The organism is Asanoa hainanensis (assembly GCF_900188485.1).
Classification (GTDB): Bacteria; Actinomycetota; Actinomycetes; order Mycobacteriales; family Micromonosporaceae; genus Asanoa; species Asanoa hainanensis.
The window spans coordinates 263,811-277,962 of sequence record NZ_FZPH01000008.1 but is presented as its reverse complement, the minus strand read 5'-3'; the positions used below and the strand labels follow the sequence as shown (position 1 = coordinate 277,962).

At 72.6% G+C, this 14,152-nt stretch carries 15 protein-coding genes; 3 read left to right on the top strand and 12 right to left on the bottom strand.

Annotated elements, in window-relative coordinates:
* The first annotated feature begins 41 nt into the window (after positions 1-41).
* A complete protein-coding gene (locus tag CHC05_RS21370) occupies positions 42-1,862 on the top strand; it encodes an AMP-dependent synthetase/ligase (protein ID WP_089251548.1) in 1,821 nt (606 codons plus the stop codon).
* A 928-nt stretch (positions 1,863-2,790) separates the two neighbouring features.
* Here the strand turns inward: CHC05_RS21370 and yczR are convergent.
* The gene (gene yczR, locus CHC05_RS21360) at positions 2,791-4,245 is read right to left on the bottom strand and encodes a MocR-like transcription factor YczR (protein WP_089251546.1); all 1,455 of its coding nucleotides are present in this window, start codon (positions 4,243-4,245) and stop codon (positions 2,791-2,793) included.
* 60 nt (positions 4,246-4,305) lie between these two features.
* Between yczR and yczE the strand changes: the two genes are divergently transcribed.
* Complete coding sequence (gene yczE / locus CHC05_RS21355) at positions 4,306-4,971, top strand: membrane protein YczE (protein WP_245871105.1); 666 nt, start codon at positions 4,306-4,308, stop codon at positions 4,969-4,971.
* Between the two features lie 82 nt (positions 4,972-5,053).
* A complete protein-coding gene (locus tag CHC05_RS21350; RefSeq protein ID WP_089251544.1) occupies positions 5,054-5,476 on the top strand; it encodes a hypothetical protein in 423 nt (140 codons plus the stop codon).
* On the opposite strand, the gene CHC05_RS21345 is transcribed toward CHC05_RS21350, so the two are convergent.
* The 11 genes from CHC05_RS21345 to hisD all read right to left on the bottom strand — a co-directional run bounded on the left by CHC05_RS21345 (position 5,466) and on the right by hisD (position 14,079).
* A complete protein-coding gene (locus CHC05_RS21345) occupies positions 5,466-6,581 on the bottom strand; it encodes a hypothetical protein (protein WP_089251542.1) in 1,116 nt (371 codons plus the stop codon). The two genes, CHC05_RS21350 and CHC05_RS21345, sit on opposite strands and share 11 nt — an antisense overlap.
* Positions 6,578-7,120, bottom strand: a complete 543-nt coding sequence (locus tag CHC05_RS21340; RefSeq protein ID WP_218824615.1) for a SigE family RNA polymerase sigma factor — start codon at positions 7,118-7,120, stop codon at positions 6,578-6,580. The genes CHC05_RS21345 and CHC05_RS21340 overlap by 4 nt, the downstream gene beginning before the upstream one ends.
* A gap of 75 nt (positions 7,121-7,195) precedes the next feature.
* Positions 7,196-8,437, bottom strand: coding sequence for an MFS transporter (locus tag CHC05_RS21335; protein ID WP_179266303.1), 1,242 nt, complete (start codon positions 8,435-8,437; stop codon positions 7,196-7,198).
* A gap of 49 nt (positions 8,438-8,486) precedes the next feature.
* On the bottom strand, positions 8,487-9,242 hold the full coding sequence (gene hisF, locus CHC05_RS21330; RefSeq protein ID WP_089251538.1) for an imidazole glycerol phosphate synthase subunit HisF: 756 nt from the start codon (positions 9,240-9,242) through the stop codon (positions 8,487-8,489).
* Complete coding sequence (gene priA / locus CHC05_RS21325; protein ID WP_089251536.1) at positions 9,239-9,961, bottom strand: bifunctional 1-(5-phosphoribosyl)-5-((5-phosphoribosylamino)methylideneamino)imidazole-4-carboxamide isomerase/phosphoribosylanthranilate isomerase PriA; 723 nt, start codon at positions 9,959-9,961, stop codon at positions 9,239-9,241. The genes hisF and priA overlap by 4 nt, the downstream gene beginning before the upstream one ends.
* 38 nt (positions 9,962-9,999) lie before the next feature.
* On the bottom strand, positions 10,000-10,323 hold the full coding sequence (locus CHC05_RS21320) for a hypothetical protein (RefSeq protein ID WP_089251534.1): 324 nt from the start codon (positions 10,321-10,323) through the stop codon (positions 10,000-10,002).
* Positions 10,316-10,924, bottom strand: a complete 609-nt coding sequence (gene hisH, locus CHC05_RS21315) for an imidazole glycerol phosphate synthase subunit HisH (RefSeq protein WP_089251532.1) — start codon at positions 10,922-10,924, stop codon at positions 10,316-10,318. Before hisH ends, CHC05_RS21320 begins: the two co-directional genes overlap by 8 nt.
* Positions 10,921-11,085 carry a hypothetical protein gene (locus CHC05_RS41590; RefSeq protein ID WP_179266302.1) on the bottom strand — a complete coding sequence of 55 codons (165 nt, stop codon included), beginning with the start codon at positions 11,083-11,085 and terminating at the stop codon, positions 10,921-10,923. The genes hisH and CHC05_RS41590 overlap by 4 nt, the downstream gene beginning before the upstream one ends.
* The gene (gene hisB / locus CHC05_RS21310; RefSeq protein ID WP_089251530.1) at positions 11,082-11,696 is read right to left on the bottom strand and encodes an imidazoleglycerol-phosphate dehydratase HisB; all 615 of its coding nucleotides are present in this window, start codon (positions 11,694-11,696) and stop codon (positions 11,082-11,084) included. Before hisB ends, CHC05_RS41590 begins: the two co-directional genes overlap by 4 nt.
* Positions 11,693-12,763, bottom strand: a complete 1,071-nt coding sequence (locus CHC05_RS21305) for a histidinol-phosphate transaminase (RefSeq protein ID WP_089251528.1) — start codon at positions 12,761-12,763, stop codon at positions 11,693-11,695. Before CHC05_RS21305 ends, hisB begins: the two co-directional genes overlap by 4 nt.
* Complete coding sequence (gene hisD / locus CHC05_RS21300; RefSeq protein WP_089251526.1) at positions 12,760-14,079, bottom strand: histidinol dehydrogenase; 1,320 nt, start codon at positions 14,077-14,079, stop codon at positions 12,760-12,762. Before hisD ends, CHC05_RS21305 begins: the two co-directional genes overlap by 4 nt.
* Between the last annotated feature and the right edge of the window lie 73 nt (positions 14,080-14,152).

Below are 14,152 nucleotides of genomic sequence, written 5' to 3'. Positions count from 1 at the left end.
GTGACCGCAATCACATGGCCGACTAAAGGTGGTTTCCGGATATGTCGCTCGATGTCCCTTACCGGTCGATCCCCGACATGTTCCTCCAGCGTGTCGCCGCTTCGCCCGACGCGCGGGCGTTCGGCTACCCGGGTGCGTCTGGTCCGCAGTGGATGACCTGGCAGCAGGTGGGCGAGCGCGCCCGGTCCCTGGCTGCCGGACTGCACGGCCTCGGCGTCGGCGCCGAGGAGCGCGTCGCCATCATCGCCAACACCCGCCTCGAGTGGGTCATCGCCGACCTCGGCATCATGTGCGCGGGGGCGGCGACCACCACGGTCTACCCGACCACCGAGCCGGAGGACGCGACCTTCATCATCGCCGACTCGGGCTCCAAGGTCGTCGTCGCGGAGAACGCGATGCAGGCCGGCAAGCTGGCCGGTGCGAACCTGCCCGCGGTCACCCACGTCGTGCTGATCGACGGTGACGCCGACCCGGCCGCGAGCCCGCCCCAGCTCACGATGGCCGACCTGGAGAAGCAGGGCGCCGCCGCGCTGGCCGGCGACCCGGAGCTGATCGAGCGGCTGGTCGCCGAGATCGCCCCCGACAGCCTGGCCACCCTGATCTACACCTCCGGCACCACCGGGCGCCCCAAGGGCGTCGAGCTGCTGCACGCGGGTTGGTGCTGGGAGGCCGTCGCGCAGGCGGACCTGGGCATCCTGCGCGCCGACGACCTGCAATATCTCTGGTTGCCGCTGTCGCACTCGTTCGGCAAGACGCTGCTGTGCGGCATCATCCACGTCGGCCTGCCGACCTACGTCGACGGCCGGATCGACGTGCTGGTCGACAACCTCGGCGTCGTGAAGCCCACCCTGATGTGCGGCGCGCCCCGGATCTTCGAGAAGGTCTACAACAAGGCGATCACCAACGCCACGTCCGAGGGCGGCGCCAAGGCCAAGATCTTCGGGTGGGCGGTGGCCACGGGCAAGCGCAAGGTCCAGCTGGAGCAGGCGGACCAGCCGGTCCCGGCGGGCCTTCGCATGCAGTACGCCATCGCCACCAAGCTGGTCTTCAGCAAGCTGCAGGCCCGGCTGGGCGGCAACATCCGCACGCTGGTCTCGGGCGCGGCGCCGCTGAGCGTCGACATCTCGGAGTTCTTCGCGGCGGCGGGCCTGCCGATCTCCGAGGGCTACGGCCTGACCGAGACGAGCGCGGGCAACTTCGTCAACCGCCCGGGCGGGTTGCGCATCGGCACGGTCGGCCAGCCGCTGGGCGACCTGGAGTGCAAGATCGACTCGGACGGCGAGGTGCTGCTGCGCGGCACACCGGTCATGCGCGGCTACCACAACCTGCCCGAGGAGACCGCGGCCGCGTTCACCGAGGACGGCTTCTTCCGCACCGGTGACATCGGCGAGATCAGCGAAGACCGCTTCCTGAAGATCACCGACCGCAAGAAGGACCTGGTGAAGACCTCGGGCGGAAAATACATCGCCCCGTCGCACATCGAGGGCCTCTTCAAGGCCATCTGCCCGTACACCTCCCAAGCGATCGTGGTCGGCCAGGCCCGCAACTTCTGCACGATGCTGATCACCCTGGACCCGGACGCGATCGCGGCGTGGGCAGCGAGCGGCGACCTGGCCGGCAAGCCGTACGCGGAGATCGTCGCGTCACCCCAGGCCCACGAGATGGTCGAGGGCTACGTGACGGAGCTCAACGCGAAACTCAACCGCTGGGAAACGATCAAGAAGTTCACCATCCTCCCCCGCGACCTGACGATCGAGGACGGCGAGGTCACGCCGTCAATGAAGGTCAAGCGCCGCGGCGTGGAGGCCAACTTCGCAGACGAGATCAACAAGATGTACGAGGGCACCCTCGCCGAGATCTAAGCGCCACCAGAAGGCCCGCCGGATTGGCACTCAGCCACCGGCGGGCCGCTCTGTCTCTGCCCACTCACCCGACCCGCACCCGGCGACCGCGGACGCGGGCCGGCACGGCGCGGCGCGAGCCGGCACGGCGCGGCGCGAGCCGGCACGGCGCGGCACGGCACGGCGCGGCACGGCACGGCACGGCACGGCACGGCACGGCACGGCACGGCGCGGCACGGCACGGCACGGCACGGCACGGCACGGCACGGCACGGCACGGCACGGCGCGGCGCGGCACGGCACGGCGCGGCACGGCGCGGCACGGCGCGGCACGGCGCGGCACGGCACGGCGCGAGCCGGCACGGCACGGCGCGGCGCGGCGCGAGCCGGCACGGCGCGGCGCGAGCCGGCACGGCGCGGCGCGAGCCGGCACGGCGCGGCGCGAGCCGGCGCAGGCCTTGGCGACGCGTCGGCGATCGCCGGGCCTTCGGCCAAGGCGTCGATCTACCGGCGGCCACGTCGCCCGAAGCACAGACGCGCGGCGTCGACCCGCCTGCCGCCGGATCTAGGTAAGAAATTGCTGCTCTCGCAGCATCGAATTACCTAGATCCGGCACCAGACGCGTCCGCGGCGGCGAGTCCGGGACGGACACGCCAGGAGCGCGACCCGGCGGGATCAGCCACTGACGTTTGGTGCCCGTTCGGCGCGAACACGCCGCCGCTCACGCGTTTATCGGCAGATCTAGGTAAATGATTGCTGCTGGAGCAGCAATCATTTACCTAGATCTCGGCCGTGTGGCTGGGGGGCGACCCGCCGCGGACCTGGCAGCGCAGCGCAGCGGAGCGGTCCCCGGCGGGAGCGACGGTCGCGCCCCAGGCGGACCCGGGACACGATCCTGGTCTTGCCGAATCTGGGTCTTGTCTTGGCGAATCTGGTCTTGGCGAATCTGGTCAGGCGATGACGACCGGCTTGCGCCAGCCTGGGTGCGGGGCGTGGTCCAGGTCGTAGCGGACCGTAGCGATGCGCTTGACCGCGTCGATCAGGTCGCCAGCCGGCAGTGTGTACGGCAGCCGCAGGAAACGTTCCAACGTCCCGTCCAGGCCGAAGCGCGGACCCGGCGCCAACCGCACCCCGACCTCCTCCGCGGCCCGCGCCAGCGCGCTGGAGATCGGGCCGTCCAGCTCCGCCCACAGGGTCACTCCGCCGTGGGGGATCTGGACCCGCCACTCCGGCAGATGCTCGGCCAACGCTTCCAGCAGCGCGTCGCGTTGGGTTGCGAGCTGCAAACGCCGGGCCGGGACGATCGTGTCCGCGCGGTCCAGGAGTTGGGCCGCCACGAGTTGGTCCAGCACCGGGCTCGACATGTCGACGCCGACCCGCAGCGCCGCCAGCCGTTGGACCGTCGGCGCCGAGGCGCGGACCCAGCCGATGCGCAGGCCGCCCCAGTACGGCTTGCTCATGCCGCCGATGGTGATCACGCGGGAGTGGCGGTCGAACATCGCCACCGGCGGTGGCACCTCCACACCATCCAGCGGGAGGTCCACGAACGACTCGTCGACGACCAGGTCGGTGCCGGTGCTGTGGGCCGCGGCGACGAGGCGCTCGCGCAGGTCGGCCGGCATCAGGTGGCCGGTCGGGTTGTGGAACTCCGGGATGACGTACGCCAGCCGGGGTGTGCTCTGGCGCAGCGCACCGAGCAGCAGCTCGCCGTCCCAGCCGGCCGCCGGGTCCAGGCCGTGCGTGGTGATCCGGGCCCGGCGGGCCGACAGCGCCGCGAGCGCGTTGGGGTAGGTGGGCGACTCCATGAGTACGCCGTTGCCGGCCTGGACCGTAAGCCGCAGCACCAGGTCGAGGGCCTGCTGGGTGCCGCTGGTGACCATGATCTGGTCGGGGCTGGTCGGCAGGCCGCGGTCGGTGAAGCCGCGGGCGACCGCCTCGCGCAGCTCGACCAGGCCGGTCGGGTGGTAGCCGGCGTCGCCCAGGTAGCGCGGCAGCTCGTCGGCCGCGGCGCGGGCGGCGGGGATCAGCTCGGGTGGCGCGGCGAGCGCGGCGCAACCCAGGTCGATCATGCCGAGGTCGTTGAGCGGGGTCCACAGGCCGGTGCTGGCCACCCGGTGGCCGCCGGGCAGGGTGGTCCAACTGCCCGCGCCGCGGCGGCTGGTCAGGTGGCCGCTGTCGCGCAGCTCCCGGTACGCGGCCGTCACGGTGGTCCGGCTGACCTTGAGCGCCTCGGCCAACTCGCGTTCGGCGGGCAGCCGGATGCCCAACGGCAGCCGGCCGTCGGCGAGCAGGCCCCGCACGGCGCCGGCCAGGGCGGCGTAGTCGGGGTTCCGCCGGCGGCCCGGCAGGGCGTGCCAGTGGCCGAGCAGGCGGGCGAGTTGGCTACCCCGGACCAGGCTTGTCATATCCACTCCTCGCGAATTGGCTCTTCAGTACCGAACCAATTGGCCTTCAGAGTTGCATGCATGGCGTCCGAGAGCAACCACCCCATGGCCCTGCGAGACCGGCTTCCCCGCCGGCTGACCCAGCTCTACCTGGGTCTTCTGCTGTACGGGGCGAGCATGGCCCTCCAGATCGAGGCCACCTTGGGATTGGACCCCTGGGACGTGTTCCACCAGGGCCTCGCGGAGAAGACCGGGCTCTCGTTCGGCACCATCGTGATCATCGTGGGCGCGGCGGTGCTGCTGCTCTGGATCCCGCTGCGGCAGAAGCCGGGCATCGGCACCGTCAGCAACATCGTCATCATCGGCCTCGCCGTCGACGCGAGTCTCGCCCTGCTGCCGACGCCGGACTCGTTGGCCGTGCGGATCCCGTTCTTAATCCTCGGCATCGTGCTCAACGGGGTCGCCGGCGGCCTGTACATCGGTGCGCGGCTCGGGCCGGGGCCCCGGGACGGGCTGATGACCGGGTGGGTGGGCCGCAAGCCGGGCCGCTCGATCCGGCTCACCCGCACGGTGATCGAGGTGGCCGTGCTGGGCGCCGGTGTGCTGCTCGGAGGCACTGTCGGCATCGGCACGGTGGCGTACGCGCTCCTGATCGGACCGTTGAACCACGTCTTCATTCCACTGTTCACGGTGCGCCCGTCACCGCCCCGGATCGGCGGCCAACCGATCGCCGAACCGGCTGCATGATGCATCGAACCTGGTGAAGGTTTCAGGTAAACGAAAGATCACACCAATGTTCATGGGTCGTTGACGTTGGCATCATTGCTCCATGGGGCAAGACGGCTGGCGGCGATCCGACGCTTGGATCTTCGTCGCGGTGGTGATGGCGAACGGCGCCGGGCGGCACATGCGCTCGGCGACCACTCGACGACCCGAGGGCGTGCGGCTCGCCGACGTCCTCTCGATGGCCGACCACCTGCGGCAACTGCTACCAGGCCGGCGTGAGGTCGAGGAAGCGGTCCGGCGGCTGACCGGCGCCGGCCTGATCACGGTGGTCGACGGGTGGTTCCGGGTCACGGCGGCCGGCGGCACGCTCTGGCGCAACCGCCGGTCCGGCGTGGGCGCGGTCGACACCGTCTACACCCAGTTGCTCCGGCGTCCGATCCCGGACGACAGCGACTGGACCCTGGACGACGCCGACCACGCCGCCGCGATCCTCGAGTACGCCGGGCGCGCGGAGACTACCGACTGACCGGCCAGTCGGCCGGGTCGGCGGGATCCTCGGCCACACGCAGGTCCTCGTAGGCGTACCTCGGGTTGACGTCCCAGTCGGAGTACGTGGTGTCGACCCGGATGCCGGACACGTTCCAGACGATCAGCTGCATGTCGACGATCCGGGCGTCATGACCGTCCACCGTCGCGTTCGGCTCGGGGTCGTCCGGGAGACGGGCACCCGTGCCCACGGCTTTGCTGGCGCCGAGACAGAGCTGCCGGGTGTCCCCGACGCTGCGTTCCACGTCGCGGGGTGACGGGGCGAGGCAGAGGTCGGCGTTCCAGACCTCGCCACCCTCCTGCTGGTACGCGGGTGCGAAGATCGAGACCTGCGTGCGCGCGGCGGGCAGCTCAGCCGTCGAGCCGCCGATCGTGAACGGCAGCCGGACGGGTTCGCCCGCGGTGAACCGCACCGACTCGGCTACCCGGCGGGCCACGGCGGCCGCCGCCTCCGGGGTGGGACCGGCGCTGCCGCTGTACCCGACGCGCGCCCAGGCACCCGGCGCGTACTCCCACTGCAGGGCGGCGCACGAGCCGCGTACCTCCGGGTCGCTCAGGCACACGGCCGGCTTGCCGTTGACGTCGTCGGTCTCGCTTTCCACGGATTCCCGGGGCATTCCCAGGCCACCCATGAAGTCGGTGGGCGGTCGGCCCTTCGCCAGCAGCATCACCGACAGGCCGTAGTCTCTCCCACCGTCGGCAAATTCCTTGTCCCGGCCGCCGAAGCTCTGTTGGGTGACGCTGATCTCCGCCCCCTGACCCGTGAGGCCGGCCGGGATCCAACCGACGTGCAACGTCCGCGTCAGCGGGTCGAACCGCTCGGGTGCCTCCGCCACAGCCGTCGTCGACGCCGTGACCAGGGCCGGGTCCGGCGCCGATCCGACCAGCACCGGGGGCGGGGCCGGCGTGCCGCCCAACGCGTTGACGGCAACGACCCCGGCGACGACCACGGCCAGCCCGCCGCCCACCGCGGCCCGGCGGACCACTCGTCGGCGCCGCCCGCGCGCGATGATGGCACGGGTGTCGGGCTTGGCAGGCGGGTCCGGGTAGTCGAGCGCGGCCCGCAGGTCCTCGATGGTGTTCACGACCGGTTCCCCTCCTGGAGTTCGGGCGAGACGCGCAGCTTGACCAGGGCCCGGGCGCAGGTGCTCTTGACCGTGCCGGGCGCGATGTCGAGCGTGCGGGCGATCTCGGCCTCGCTGAGGTCCTCGTAGAACCGCAGGACGACCACCGCCCGCTCCCGCCGGGTGAGCACCGCGAGCGCCCGCTGCACGGCATCCCGGCCGACCACCTGCTCGGAGGGGTCCGGGGCCAACACGCTGACCGGCACGGCCGCGGTCGGCCGCTCCCTGCCGAGGCCACGGCGCAGCCAGTCGGTGCGTGCGTTCGCGAGCCCGGTGCGCACGTACCCCAGCGGGTTGTCCTGCCTGACCCTCGACCACCGCAGATAGGTGCGGGTCAGGACGGTCTGGAGCAGCTCCTCTGCCCGCCCGGCGTCACCGATCAGCAGGTCGGCGACGTGCAGCAGCCGACCGTAGTTGGCGCTGACGAACGCGGTGAACTCCGCCTCGACCGACGGTGGGTCCGTGCTGACCGGCGCCTCCTGACGGCTGATGATCGACAAAGCCACTCCCCGTGCGCCGACGACGTCCTCTCGCCTCCAAGACGCAGGATCGCCCGGTCCGGTTCTGCGCGCGCGTCAGGTCAGTGCCGGCTCCGGTTCGGCGGGTGCCGCCGCGCGGTGCCGGCCGGCCCACCGGACCAGCGGCACGGCGGACAGGCCCGCAGCCAGGAAGACGCCGCCGATGAGCAGCCAGCCCCAGCCTCCGGTGGTCACGGCCAGCGCGATCAGCGACGCCGGTGCCACCATCTCGATCGCCGAGTTGCCCATCCGGAAGGCGCCGAAGTACTCGCCGCGGCGGCCCGGTGGCGGCAGCTCCGCCGCGAGCGTCCACGAGCCGGCGGACTGCCACATCTCGGAGAGCGTGAAAAGCACCGCCGCTACGACGAAGACGACCATCGTGACGACGCCCGAGGTGGCTCCGGCCAGGTAGAAGACCGGGCAGCCCAGCGCCGCCGCGAGCCCACCGAGCCGCAGGGCGCGGGCGGCGCCGTCGAGGGTGTGCGCGCCGCGGGTCATCGCCACCTGGAGCGTCGTCGCCATCACGGTGTTGACCAGGGTCAGCACGCCGATCCACCACTTCGGAGCGTCGGTGTGCGTGAGCAGCCACAACGGTGCGACCTGCAACTCGACGGTGCCGTAGGCGAGCAGCACCGCGCACAGCACGGTCACCGCGAGGAAGTGCCGGTCGGCGAACACGTGGCGCTCCCCCGGCGTGCGTGTGCGGGCCCGGCCGGCGGGCCCGGCGGGCAACCGCGCGATCAGCACGAGGTTGGCCAGCAGCACGGCGGCGTTGGCCAGTGGCAGGGCCAGGTACGCCGCGCGGGTGTCGATGGCCAGCGCCAGGGCGGCCAGGCCGGCTCCGACCGACCACCCGATGTTGAGCCAGGACCGGGCGAACGCCTGCGTACGCACGCGGGTCTCCGGGTCGACGGCCTCGATCAGGTAGACGTTGCGGCCGGCCTGCGCGACGCCGTTGACGAGCTCGAAGAACACGATCATCGCGAGGAACGTGAAGAACCCGCGCGCGAGTGGCCACAGCAGAAAGCCCGCGGCGCTGCCCGCCACGCCGAACAGCCAGGCCCGGCGCGGGCCGAACCGGTCGGCGAGCGAGCTCAGCGGCAGCGAGCAGACCAGCACGGCGCCGGCCGCCGCCGACAGGCCGATGCCGATCTCGTGCGGCTGGAGCCCGACGACGCGCGTGAAGAACACCGTGCTGCCGGTGATGAACGTGCCGACCCCGATCCCGAAGATCAAGCTGACCAGGGCGTACGCCCGGGGCAGGCCGGCCGGGGGCACCAGGTTCTCCCGCAGACGCATGACAGGCATCCCACCAGGCGCGGGGTTGATCTTGCGACCCCGTTTCGGGTCAGCGCACCGGGTTGCCGGCCTCGCGCAGGGCGGTCTTCACGTCGGCGATCCGCAGCTCTCCGAAGTGGAACACGCTGGCCGCGAGCACCGCGTCCGCGCCTGCCTCGACGGCCGGCGGGAAGTGGGCGGTCGTCCCCGCTCCTCCGCTGGCGATCACCGGGATGTCGACGGCCGCCCGGACGGCCCGGATCAGCTCCAGGTCGAAGCCGGCCTTCGTGCCGTCGGCGTCCATCGAGTTGAGCAGGATCTCCCCCGCACCGAGGTCAGCGACCCGCCTGGCCCACTCGACGGCGTCGAGGCCGGTGCCCTTGCGCCCGCCGTGCGTGGTCACCTCGAACCCACGACCGGGCTCGCGGCGCACGTCGAGCGAGAGCACGAGAACCTGGTTGCCGAAGCGCTGCGCGATCTCGCTCACCAGCTCAGGGCGGGCGATCGCCGCGGTGTTGACCCCCACCTTGTCGGCGCCGGCCCGCAGCAGGATGTCCACGTCGGACACCGAGCGGACCCCGCCGCCGACGGTCAGGGGGATGAACACCGACTCGGCGGTACGCCGTACCACGTCGAGCATCGTCCCCCGGTCGTCGGACGACGCGGTCACGTCGAGGAACGTCAGCTCGTCGGCGCCGGCCGCGTCGTAGGCGGCGGCGAGCTCCACCGGGTCGCCGGCGTCGCGCAGGTCGACGAAGTTGACGCCCTTGACCACCCGCCCCGCGTCGACGTCGAGGCAGGGGATCACCCGGACCGCGACGCTCACGACGCCAGCACCGCCAGGGCCTCGCGCACGGTGAACGCGCCCGCGTAGAGCGCCTTGCCGGCGATCACACCCTCGACACCGACCTCTTCGAGGGTGGCCAGCGCGCGCAGGTCGTCGAGCTTCGAAACGCCGCCAGAGGCGATCACGGGCGCGGGGGTACGGGCGCAGACGTCGCGCAGGAGGTCCAGGTTCGGCCCGCGCATCGTGCCGTCCTTGGTGATGTCGGTGACGACGTACCGCGCGGCGCCGGCCTTGTCGAGCCGTTCCAGGACCTCGAACAGGTCACCGCCGTCGCGGGTCCAGCCACGCGCCGACAGGGTACGGCCGCGCACGTCGAGCCCGATCGCCACGCGGTCCCCGTACTCGCCGACGACCCGGTCGCACCACACCGGGTCCTCCAGGGCGGCCGTGCCGATGTTGACCCGGGCCGCCCCGGTGGCCAGCGCGGCGCGCAGCGAGGCGTCGTCGCGGATGCCGCCGGACAGCTCGACCTTGACGTCGAGGCGACCGACCACGTCCGCGAGCAACGCCGCGTTGGAGCCCCGGCCGAACGCGGCGTCGAGGTCGACCAGATGCACCCACTCGGCCCCGTCGTGCTGCCAGGCCAGCGCCGCCTCCAGCGGGTCGCCGTAGCCGGTCTCGGTGCCTGCGGCGCCCTGCACGAGGCGGACGGCCTGGCCGTCGGCGACGTCGACGGCGGGCAGCAGGGTGAGCGTCACGGTTGGTCTCCTCGAATGCTGTGTCAGGAGGTGCGGCGTCAGGAGGTGCGGCGGCCCAGGGCGACGACGACCAGGGCGGGCAGGCAGAGCAGGCCGAGCAGGGTCAGCACCAGGCGCAGGGCCACGTCGTCGACCAGGAACCAGACGAGGGCCAGCAGGACCAGCGTGACCACGACGATGCCGGCGCGCTGGCCACGGGTGCGGCGGGCGAGCAGGCGGCCGGTGCGGCGGCGCTTGGGCGTCAGCCGGGCCACGAGGGCACGGCGGCGCTGCCGGCGCGCGACGGCCCGGGCCCGTCTCTCGCGCAGCTTGGCGGCCTCGGCCTCGCGGGCCGCCCGGCGCAGGGCGCGTTCCTTAGCCAAGGGTGGCCAGCCAGTTGCCGAGCAGGGTGGCGCCCGCGTCACCGGACTTCTCCGGGTGGAACTGGGTCGCCGACAGCGCGCCCCGCTCGACCGCGGCGACGAACGGGGCCTCGTGCGTGCACGTCGTCGCACCGTCCATGACGTCGTGCGCCGCGTACGAGTGGACGAAGTAGAACCGGGTGTCGGCCGGCAGCCCGGCGAACAGCACCGAGTCGGCGGGCGGCGTGACCGTGTTCCAGCCCATGTGCGGCACCCGCCGGGCGCCGAGCCGGGTGACCGCGCCGGGCAGCAGGCCCAGCCCCTTGGTCACCACGCCGTGCTCCTCGCCCGCCTCGAACAGCACCTGCATGCCGACGCAGATGCCGAGCACCGGGCGGTCGGCGGCGACCCGCTCCGCGATCACCCGGCCGGCGTTGCCGGGCAGCGCGTCGATGCCGGCCATGCACGCGGCGTACGCGCCGACGCCCGGGACGACCAGCCCGTCCGCCTCGGCCGCGGCTTCGAGGTCGGGCGTGACGGTGACCCGCGCGCCCACCCGCTCGAGCGCGCGCTGCGCCGAGCGGAGGTTGCCGGACCCGTAGTCGAGGACGACGACGTTCATGACGGCACCAGCCAGAGGATGCCGCCGAGCAGCGCGAGCGCGGCGAGCAGCCCGACGAAGACGACCCCGCCGCGCGCGGCGCCCTGCTTGTGCATCGAGTAGGCGCCGCCCGACAGGATGCCCGCGAGCGCCAGCAACAGGATCGGCAGGATCGCGCTCACAAGGCGCCCTTGGTGGACGGCACGGCGCCGGCGTTGCGCGGGTCGATCGCGACGGCCTCCCGCAGTGCCCGGCTCAGCGCCTTGAACTGGGCCTCGACCACGTGGTGGGCGTCGGGGTGGCCGCCGGGGCGGGCGGCCCGGAGCACGTCGACGTGCAGCGTGACCTTCGCGGCCAGGCCGAACGACTCGAAGATGTGCCGGGTCATGCTGGTCGGATAGACCGGCCCGATGTACGGCGCCAGCGGCGGCTCGTCGTGCACCACGTAGGCCCGGCCGGACAGGTCGACCGCGGCCCGCACCAGCACCTCGTCCATCGGGACGGTGGCACTGCCGTACCGCGTGATGCCGGCCTTGTCGCCCAACGCCTCCGCGAACGCCGTGCCCAGCGCGATCGCCGTGTCCTCCATCGTGTGGTGCGCGTCGATCTCCAGGTCGCCGACCGTCTGCACGGTCAGGTCGAACCCGCCGTGGCGGGCGATCTGGTTGAGCATGTGGTCGTAGAAGCCGACGCCGGTGGAGATCTCGGCGCGGCCGGTGCCGTCGAGGTCGATCTCGACGCTGACCTTGGTCTCGTTGGTGGTGCGCTCCACGCGGGCGCGGCGGCTGCTCACAGGGACTCCATGGCGGTGAGGAAGGCATCGGTCTCGGCGGGGGTGCCGGCGGTGACCCGCAGCCAGCCGGGCAGGCCGACGTCGCGGACCAGCACGCCGTGGTCGAGCAGCGCCTGCCAGGCGGCCCGCTGGTCGCCACCGACTTCGAACAGCACGAAGTTGGCGTCGCTGTCGGCCACGGTCAGCCCGCGTTGCCGCAGCGTCGCGACGATCCGGTCGCGCTGTTCCTTGATCGCCTCGACGGTGGCGAGGAGGCCGTCGCGGTGGGCCACGGCGGCGCGGGCGGCGGCCTGGGTCAGGGCGCTGAGGTGGTAGGGCAGGCGGACCAGTTGGACGGCGTCGACCACGGCCGGGTCGGCGACCAGGTAGCCCAGCCGGCCGCCGGCGAAGCCGAACGCCTTGCTCATCGTGCGGGTGACCACCAGCCGCGGGTGGCCGGGCAGCACCGTGAGCGCGCTGGGGGTGCCGGGCCGGGCGAACTCGGCGTAGGCCTCGTCGACCACCACCATGCCGGGCGCCACGTCGAGCACCGCGGTCACCACGTCCGGCGGCAGCGCCGTGCCGGTCGGGTTGTTGGGCGAGCAGAGGAAGACCAGGTCCGGTCCCGTTTCTTCGACCTGCGCCACCACGTCGGCCGCGGTCAGGGTGAAGTCGGCGCCGCGGTGGCCGTCGACCCATTCGGTGCCGGTGCCGACCGCGAGCAGCGGGTGCATCGAGTACGCCGGGGTGAAGCCGAGCGCCGTGCGGCCCGGGCCGCCGAACGCCTGGAGCAGCTGCTGCTGGACCTCGTTGGACCCGTTGGCCGCCCACACGTTGGCGACGGTCAGCCCGTGGCCGAGGTAGGCGGCGAGGTCGGCCCGCAGCGCCACCGCGTCGCGGTCGGGGTAGCGGTTGAGGTCGCGCAGCTCGTCCTGGAGCGCCTTGCCGATCGCCTCGACCACGTCGTCGGGCACGGGGTACGAGTTCTCGTTGGTGTTCAACCGCACCGGCACGTCGAGCTGCGGCGCGCCGTAGGCGGTCAACCCCCGCAGGTCGTCCCGCAGCGGGAGGTCGTCAAGGTGCGTCATACCGGGAACCTCGCCGTGACCGCTTCGCCGTGCGCCGGCAGGTCTTCCACGTTGGCCAGGGTCACCACGTGCGGGGCCGCGTCGCGCAGGGCGGCCTCGTCGTACTCGATGACGTGGATACCCCGCAGGAACGACTGCACCGACAGGCCGCTGGAGTGTCGGGCGCAGCCGCCGGTGGGCAGCACGTGGTTGGAGCCGGCGCAGTAGTCGCCCAGCGAGACCGGCGCGTACGGGCCGACGAAGATCGCGCCGGCGTTGCGTACCCGCATCGCGATCGTTCGGGCGTCTCTGGTCTGGATCTCCAGGTGCTCGGCGGCGTACGCGTCGACCACCCGCAGCCCCTGGTCGAGGTCGTCGACGAGGACGGTGCCGGACTGCTCACCGGTCAGGGCGGTCGCGACACGCCCGGAGTGCTTCGTGGCCTCGACGCGCGTGCGGAGCTCGGCGTCGACCGCGTCAGCCAGCGCTGTGGACGGGGTGACCAGCACACTGGCCGCCAACGGGTCGTGCTCGGCCTGGCTGATCAGGTCGGCGGCGACGTGGCCCGGGTCGGCGGTGTCGTCGGCCAGGATCGCGATCTCGGTGGGGCCGGCCTCGGCGTCGATGCCGACGGTGCCGCCCGAGCGCATGATCCGCTTGGCGGCGGTCACCCAGACGTTGCCGGGCCCCGTGATGATGTCGACGGGCCGGCAGTAGCCGGTGCCCGCGGCGTTGGTGGTGCTGCCGTGGCCGAGCACCGCGATCGCCTGCGCCCCGCCGACCGCGTAGACCTCGTCGACGCCGAGCAGCGCGCAGGCGGCGAGCACCCGCTGGTCCGGCAGGCCGCCGTTGTCCTTCTGGGGCGGGCTCACCACGACCAGCGCGTCGACGCCGGCGACCTGGGCCGGCACCACGTTCATCACGACGGTCGAGGGGTACATGGCCAGGCCGCCGGGCACGTACAGGCCGACTCGCTCGACCGGGACCCAGCGCTCGGTGACCGTGCCACCGGGCACGACCTGGGTGGTGGTGTCCTGCCGGCGCTGGTCCTCGTGGACCCGGCGGGCGCGGCTGATCGCCTCGAGCAGGGCGGCCCGGACGTCGGGGTCGAGGCTCCGCTCGGCCGCCTTGATCGTCTCGACCGGGACGCGGAGCTCGTCGAGCTCGACGCCGTCGAACCGCGCGGTCGCCTCCCGGACCGCGCTGAACCCATGCTCCCGGACCGCCTCGACGAGCGGGCGGATGGTCTCGACGGCCTGCGACACGTCGAGCCGGGCACGGGGCAGCAAACCGCGCGGGTCGGTGTCGACGCCGCGCAAGTCGATCCGGTTCAACACCCCACAAAGTCTAGGCGTACCAGCAATCGGGATTCCGGCGCCGTTCGCGCTGTTCGGTCCCCGGTGCCCGGTC